Genomic DNA, 6,722 nt, shown 5'->3' with positions numbered 1-6,722 from the left:
CCTTGCGGGCGCAACCCCCGTGGGCGTCGCCGCTGACTCCTCAGGGCCTCTAGTTGGTTCCGACATCGCGGGCATGGAACAGCCGCCACCCAATAGTTCCGAGTCCGAGTGCCCAGGCCGTCATGACGAATGCACCAGGTATCGGTTCAAGGAGTCCGACGCCGGGATATGCGGTCAGGAGTTGGATTCCTGCCAGGTCGGGAAGGAACTTCAGCACCGGTATCGCACCGACCAAAGAGATTGTCAGCCCCAGGACCATCGGGACGAGGAGCACGATGGTGGCAATGTAGTTGCGCATGATCAGTGTCGCGCTGGCAGCGATTAAGCCGAGCAGGGTGTAGTTGATGATTACCCCCAGAAGGTTCCATGCCATGGATGTTGTGAATTGGTCTAAATTGAGTCCATGGTCACCGAGGGCGGCATGTTTGAGGAGCACGGCACCTGTCGTGGAGAGCGCAGCAGCAAGCGAGGACAGTAGCGCCGTGACAAGGATTTTGGCACCGATGATCCGGGTCCGTGAGGGTGTAGCGGTGAGAGTTGTTCGCACTTGAGCATCCAAGTACTCGGTGCCCACCACAAGAGCTGCGAACAGGATGATGATCGGTTGTCCGAAGCCTGCGGTCTCAAAACCATGTGACTCGAGGGGAAAACCACCCGCCGCAGTGCGTGTGGGGTCGAAGGCCAGACCTGAGAAGAATGCTAGCAAGGGCGGCACCAAGACAGCCGCAAGTAGAGTGGCCTGGATGCTGCGCAAGGTGAGCGCCTTGGTGAGTTCGGAACGAAGGGTGTTGAGCATGCTCATGTCTCAGACATCTCTGCGGCAAAATGAAACGTACGCGGCGAAGAGCAGCCCGAGTGCCCACAGTCCTTGAACGATTCCGCCGGTCAGCGGGTTGAGGTAGGTTCCGGCGGCGGGGTCGCTATACATGGACGCTCCGGCTGCCACGGGCAAGTACTTTGCGCCACTCCAGAACGTGGCGAGGAAGTCACCAATGCCGATGACCAAGGGTGTTATCAAAAGCAGTGGCAGGATCGCAGTTCGGGCGAGGGACCCGATGGCGAAGGCGATGAGCGCGGTCACTGTCCAGGCGAGGGTCACCCCGCCAAGGTGCTTCCAGATTTCAGGCGACAATCCCCATGGGTCAAGGCCGGAGCTTGAAGCCATATGGGTGATGATGATCGTGCCGGTCATCGTGATGAAACCGATGATCCCGACACTTACCGCCAGCAACAGTGCTTTCGTGAGGAAAAGCCGTCCGCGTTTCGGAGTGGCAGTGAGGGTGGTGCGTATCTGCATTCCGCTGCCATACTCGTTTCCTGCCCAGAGAGCTGCCAGGACGACCACGAGCACGTAGCCAAACCCTGCCATCTCGAATCCTTGGAACTCCGGTGGAATGGGCTCTGACGAAAAGAGCCGAGGGTCATCGGCCGGTAGAGTGGAAGCCCCGGCATTGGTCAGGGCCATCGGCCAAGTCGCCATGATCGCCACACCGGCAATGACCCATGTTGAAACGGTCGTGAACAACTTAGTGGTTTCGGATCGAAAGAGATTCATCATGCTTGTTCAGCGCCATCGATTCTGCCGGAAAGATATTCTGTTTGTCCTTCGGTGAGTGCGAAGAATGCCGTCTCCAAGTTGCAGTGGTTTCCTCGGACTTCGTCTCCGGCGCCCTGTGCAACAACCAGGCCTCGGGCGATGACAACAAAGTCATCAGCGGTTTCTTCCATCTCTCCCATCAGATGGCTGGAAACGAGAACTGTTTTCCCATCCTCCGCCATGGACCGTAAAAATCGGCGTATCCAGCGGATCCCGTCGGGATCAAGCCCGTTGGTTGGCTCGTCGAGCACCAAGATTTCCGGATCACCCAGTAGTGCTGCAGCAATGCCCAGGCGTTGGCCCATGCCGAGCGAAAATCCGCCGATCCTGGTGCGGCTGGCATCGCTCAGACCGGTCTTCGCGAGGACTTCACTGATCCGGGAGAGCGGTATGCCGTTGCTTTGCGCGATCCACGTGAGATGGGCTTTGGCAGTGTGGCCCTTGTTGGCACCTGGACCGTCGAGCATCGCCCCCACCGTGCGCAGCGGATTGTGCATGCTGCGGTAGGCGCTCCCGTTGATCAGAGCCGTTCCGGAGGTGGCCTTGTCCAGTCCCAAGAGAATGCGCAGAGTGGAGCTTTTGCCGGCTCCGTTCGGTCCGAGGAACCCGGTGACGCGGCCAGGTTGTGCGGTGAAGCTGATGTCATCGACAACATTGCGGGTGCCGTGGCGTTTGACGAGATTGTTGATTTCGATCATAGGTTCAAGTCAAACAAGAACCGTGATCGGTCTCTGTCCCCTGGTGTTGACACTTTGGAACAATTTCGCAGTCACCTACCAGTGCTCAAGGGTGAATGCAGTCCGCGAATGTTGACAGTTCTGCTCGGTCAACGATGAGGAACCTGATTGTCAGGGCGTGATGAATCCTGTTTCGTAGGCGATGACGACCAGTCCGGCGCGGTCGCGGGAGTCGAGTTTGGTGAGGATGCGACTGACATAGGTTCGCACCGTCATCCGGGACAGGTGGAGCTCGGTGGCGATTTCGTCGTTTGATCTGCCGCGGGCGATCAGCGTAAAGGTTTCACGTTCTCTCACGGTCAATCGATCCAACCGTGCATCCGTTCGCGGCACACCCGCTCGTATGGTGGAAGCATTCGGAAGGGGTGCCAGCGTGGAGATGAGCCGCTTGGTGATTTCGGGGGCCAGCAGGGCATTGCCCTCGTGGACCACCTTGATCGCGCGCAACAATTCGGCAGGAGGCGAGTTCTTGAGGAGAAACCCGGATGCCCCGGCACGAAGCGCCTCATAGACGTACTCATCGAGGTCGAACATCGTCAGCACGATAACTTTCGGGCCGTCCGGCTGAGAACAAAGCGCACGGGTTGCCTCCAGCCCGCTCATCCGGGGCATCTGCACGTCCATCAACACCACGTCTGGGCGATGTTGGGCGCAGAGTGCGATGGTTTCTTCTCCGTCGGCAGCCTCAGCCACGACCATCATGCCCGGGGCACTGTCTACCAGAAGACGGAAGGACCCGCGCAAGAGTTCTTGGTCATCTGCGATCAGAACCCGAATCATGTCACTCATTTTCACCATATTCTCCGTGGGCCAGGGGCAGTACTGCCGATATTCCGAATCCTCCGGCAGGGAGGGTCCCGGTATGGAAGGTTCCGCCGAGCAGGTTCACACGCTCTTGCATTCCCATCAGTCCAAACCCGCCATTTCCGTGCGAGATATCGCCACGGCCGTTGTCGGTGACGGTGACGGTCACCGAGCGATCCGTTGCTGTGACTTTGATGTCGCATTGGGTTGCCCCGGAGTGCCGGATCATGTTGCTGACTGCCTCTCGCACAATGCGATGTGTGGTGATGCGGTGCGCGGCCGGCAATTCCTCGATACCGGTGGCAGTGATGGTCGTCAGGACACCAGATTGTTCGGCCGTACGCGCGGTCTCGGCCAGCAAATTCGGCAGTGCCGCCGGGAGTGCGGTTTCGTCATCCGTTCTCCGCGTCGTGCTGAGCAGCATTTTGAGTTCGGCGATGGACGAGCGAGAAAGCTGTTCAATGTCTCGCAGGGTGGAGCGTAGCTGCACCTGATTGAGCCCGTCAATGTGTGCTGCCACGCTTGCTTGGACACCGATCGTTCCCAAGGAATGGGAAAGCACGTCATGAACATCTCTAGCCAGTCGCATGCGTTCTTCGATCGCTGCGTTCGCGGCAACTAATTGCTGTGCCGTGCGGGTTTTCACTCCCAAAGCCCACGCCCCGCACAACGTGATACCGCTGAACAACACGTTGCGCATGTCATCTTCGGAACCGGAAACATTAATAAATATCGATATGAATGCCCCGGCAAGAACGACGCCCAGCATCCACGGAGCAAAAGCCCGGCGGCCATGCTGGGCTGCGACCGAATTCAAGGCGATACCAGCCAGCAATAGTGGGTCAACGGTAAGGCCAAGCACTGCTGCAACGACCGTGCTGATAAACGCGAGCGTGAACGCTATCCGTGGGGAGAAGTGACGTAAGCCAACACCTGTGATTGCCACGACGCCGAGCGCGATCTGGGTGATTCTCAACGCCAGATCAGGGGCAGGAATGGTCACCCACAGGACCAGGACGACCAACGTCGCGGCCAGCACCTCGAGCATGATCCGTTTCCGCTGCCACCCAGCTGTAACCAGAGTATTTTCGAAGGACGCTGCTACTCGACGATCTTCTTGATTGAACTGAATGAGAACTCCCCTCCGAGGGCCCAGAATATGCATACCTTGAGCTAGCCTATCGGTCCACAGCGCCGGCAGATCGGGCCTTCTTCACTGACTAACGATGACGACAGACTGGTTCGGCTAGAAACCCTCCAAACGGGACAACCAAAATACTCCGAAGAATCAGCACGATGCTGCACATCGGAGTACGGCGCAAGCTACTGTCAGGAACTGTCCCGATGCTCCTATTCTTGTCAATTGCGTTCCGGAGCTTGTTCTTCAAGCCAAGCTCGGTATCTGGAGATGGCCTCACAGTCCTGGGACTTGCCATGCTCAATGCGCGAGATCGTGCCCGGCCAGGTCCCCAACGCAGCTGCAACAAACACTTGCGTCAGACCCAATTTCAGACGCAGGATCCGCAAATCGTTGGTCAACGGAGCAGACCTAGGATTCTTCATGACGTGGAATATTTCACGGGCAACATAACGCTTGAGACAACGGATAATTTCCTTTTTACTTAAACCGTCTTCGGTACGTTTGGCCACGTAGGCACGTGTCCTGGCATCTGTGGACATACGAACCACGACAATCCGGTAAAGCGAGCTGTTGGCTTGCCTGTCACCACCTCGGCAGAGCCTGTGACGGCTTGTTTTCCCGGAAGAAGCCGGGACGGGCGCAACACCGGCCAGAGCCGCGAAAGCCGCTTCGCTGTTCATGCGTTCCGGATTATCGCCGAATGTCACCAATAGCTGAGAAGCGACGACGACACCAACACCTTTGACGTCCATAAGCTCTGGGGCATAGGTCAAAATTATGGCTTCAAGCGCAGCATCAGTTTCGTTGATTTCTTCACTCAGGAACCGGTGGCGCGTCCCCAATCGCTTGAGCGTCATCAGGGTAGCTGTGACGGGATCCGCCGGATCGCCTGTGGGTCGGCTGCTGGCCATGGCCTTGACCCTTGCCTCACTGCTTAGACCTCGATATTTGGCTCTGACTTCGTCCGTGGCGGCAGTGAGGACTGCGCTGATTTGGTTCATCAAGGCCGTTCGGGCCTTCATGGCGCTGGTACGTGCGGTGCGCAGTACCCGCAGCGCTTCCACATAACCGTCGCGGGCTTTGGGGGTGGACGTGCCCCGGTCCGCCAGCACCGATTCGGCGGCTTGGTAGGCGTCCAGAGGGTCGGATTTGCCACGCAGGCGACGTTCGGCACGGTTTGGGCGGTTCACCTCCCGGATGATGAAGCCGTGTTCCGCCAGCACACGGGCGAGCTCGGCTCCATAGGAGCCGGTGCCCTCGATGCCAACAGCGGTTACGGGTCCGAAACGGGTCAGATAGGCGGCGATCTGCCGGTACCCGGAACCCACGGCCAGGAACTTGCGGTCCCCAAGCCGTTTTCCGTAGTCGGTAATCAGTGCGACGTGGTGTGTGTCGGCATGTGTGTCGATGCCGGCGATGACCTTGAATTCTTCGTTTGCCATGAGGGGTGGAGCTCCTCTGATACTGGTAAAGCAACAGGGTTGGCTCGTGTTGACCAGTCGGACAGACAGTACTGTGATGGGATCTTTGGAACAAGCTCCTATGAAGTCATGCTCGGCTGGGCAGCACGTTTGGTGCGGGCCACCAGCCGGCGGACAGATCGGGACTAAGACAACCTTGAAGGGCGTCGGTAGAGGGTTGAGTCACGCCGGGCTGATGACCTAATAACATCATCACAGTAGAGGGTTCCCCTTACGGAACACCTGAATCGTCATGTAGCGGTGCGGCTCAAGTGACCGATGAAGCTACCCGTCGCACTCCATGGGAGCCTGCTTTAAGTGTGTCTTAAACGAACGATTTTGATACCCCTCAGACATGTCGTTCACTCATGGACTGAAATGCTATCTGGGGCTCACCATACTCCGCTCAGTTATCTCTAAATGTCGGCCTAATGCTGTAAGTTTCATTTGAGATCTAGTTTCGATTGTTATGGGGGAGCAGATGGCTAGAAGAGTCCTTACTATTCATGAATTAACTTTTCGTGAGAAGGGCAAGCGCGAAGGAGCTGGACGTGTTTTCGCGCCGGTTGATCTACTAGGTAGCGATCTCCTAGATATATTCTCCGATTGGTTGAGTAGGCTGACAAGAGAAGATACCGTCGACAAAAGTAAAAACACTTGGGTCAATGTGACAGGTATATCCAGGTACGCTTCGCGGGTCGTTGTAGTAGAAACATCAGTCGGTTCCAGCGGTGAGTCCGGGGAAGTAGTCGATTCAGAAACCGGCGAATCCGAATTCCAGCTTTCGTCGCGCCATGCACCAACTGGAACAACTCGCACACTTCTTCTAGTTCCTGAAAAAGGACGCTCCGCATTCTTGATGACAGAATCTTCACGCCGTGGCGCGGGCGGGATCCGTCTTCGCCAATTGTTTTCTGAACATATAGCTGACCTCCTACGCCTCATTAAGATGGACTGCTCCGCTGTGTCGGAAGGCGACGCTT

At 57.3% G+C, this 6,722-nt stretch carries 7 protein-coding genes; 1 reads left to right on the top strand and 6 read right to left on the bottom strand.

What is annotated here, in order from left to right:
- Positions 1–49: 49 nt before the first annotated feature.
- The 6 genes from ACT3TP_RS18295 to ACT3TP_RS18270 all read right to left on the bottom strand — a co-directional run bounded on the left by ACT3TP_RS18295 (position 50) and on the right by ACT3TP_RS18270 (position 5,721).
- Positions 50–802 carry an ABC transporter permease gene (locus ACT3TP_RS18295; RefSeq protein ID WP_096254116.1) on the bottom strand — a complete coding sequence of 251 codons (753 nt, stop codon included), beginning with the start codon at positions 800–802 and terminating at the stop codon, positions 50–52.
- A 3-nt stretch (positions 803–805) separates the two neighbouring features.
- Complete coding sequence (locus tag ACT3TP_RS18290) at positions 806–1,558, bottom strand: hypothetical protein (protein ID WP_443445703.1); 753 nt, start codon at positions 1,556–1,558, stop codon at positions 806–808.
- Positions 1,555–2,295: an ABC transporter ATP-binding protein gene (locus ACT3TP_RS18285; RefSeq protein WP_096254121.1), complete on the bottom strand. Its 741-nt coding sequence runs from the start codon at positions 2,293–2,295 to the stop codon at positions 1,555–1,557. Before ACT3TP_RS18285 ends, ACT3TP_RS18290 begins: the two co-directional genes overlap by 4 nt.
- A gap of 150 nt (positions 2,296–2,445) precedes the next feature.
- Entirely contained in the window at positions 2,446–3,123 is a 678-nt protein-coding gene (locus ACT3TP_RS18280; RefSeq protein WP_443439311.1) for a response regulator transcription factor, read from the bottom strand.
- Entirely contained in the window at positions 3,116–4,186 is a 1,071-nt protein-coding gene (locus ACT3TP_RS18275; protein WP_444621249.1) for a sensor histidine kinase, read from the bottom strand. The genes ACT3TP_RS18280 and ACT3TP_RS18275 overlap by 8 nt, the downstream gene beginning before the upstream one ends.
- Positions 4,187–4,497: 311 nt before the next feature.
- Positions 4,498–5,721 carry an IS110 family transposase gene (locus ACT3TP_RS18270; protein WP_444621248.1) on the bottom strand — a complete coding sequence of 408 codons (1,224 nt, stop codon included), beginning with the start codon at positions 5,719–5,721 and terminating at the stop codon, positions 4,498–4,500.
- Between the two features lie 499 nt (positions 5,722–6,220).
- On the opposite strand from ACT3TP_RS18270, the gene ACT3TP_RS18265 reads away from it, so the two are divergent.
- The coding region (locus ACT3TP_RS18265; protein ID WP_444621247.1) for a hypothetical protein at positions 6,221–6,722 on the top strand (502 nt) is incomplete at its 3' end.

The sequence above is a fragment of the Glutamicibacter sp. AOP38-B1-38 genome, from assembly GCF_052377485.1.
Taxonomy (GTDB): domain Bacteria; phylum Actinomycetota; class Actinomycetes; order Actinomycetales; family Micrococcaceae; genus Glutamicibacter.
This window is presented reverse-complemented; position numbering and strand designations above follow the sequence as displayed.

Coding starts and splice junctions, on each gene's coding strand:
- ACT3TP_RS18275 (WP_444621249.1), bottom strand. CDS start 4,186: ATGCTCGAGGTGCTGGCCGCGACGTTGGTCGTCCTGGTCCTGTGGGTG.
- ACT3TP_RS18280 (WP_443439311.1), bottom strand. CDS start 3,123: ATGAGTGACATGATTCGGGTTCTGATCGCAGATGACCAAGAACTCTTG.
- ACT3TP_RS18295 (WP_096254116.1), bottom strand. CDS start 802: ATGAGCATGCTCAACACCCTTCGTTCCGAACTCACCAAGGCGCTCACC.
- ACT3TP_RS18290 (WP_443445703.1), bottom strand. CDS start 1,558: ATGATGAATCTCTTTCGATCCGAAACCACTAAGTTGTTCACGACCGTT.
- ACT3TP_RS18270 (WP_444621248.1), bottom strand. CDS start 5,721: ATGGCAAACGAAGAATTCAAGGTCATCGCCGGCATCGACACACATGCC.
- ACT3TP_RS18285 (WP_096254121.1), bottom strand. CDS start 2,295: ATGATCGAAATCAACAATCTCGTCAAACGCCACGGCACCCGCAATGTT.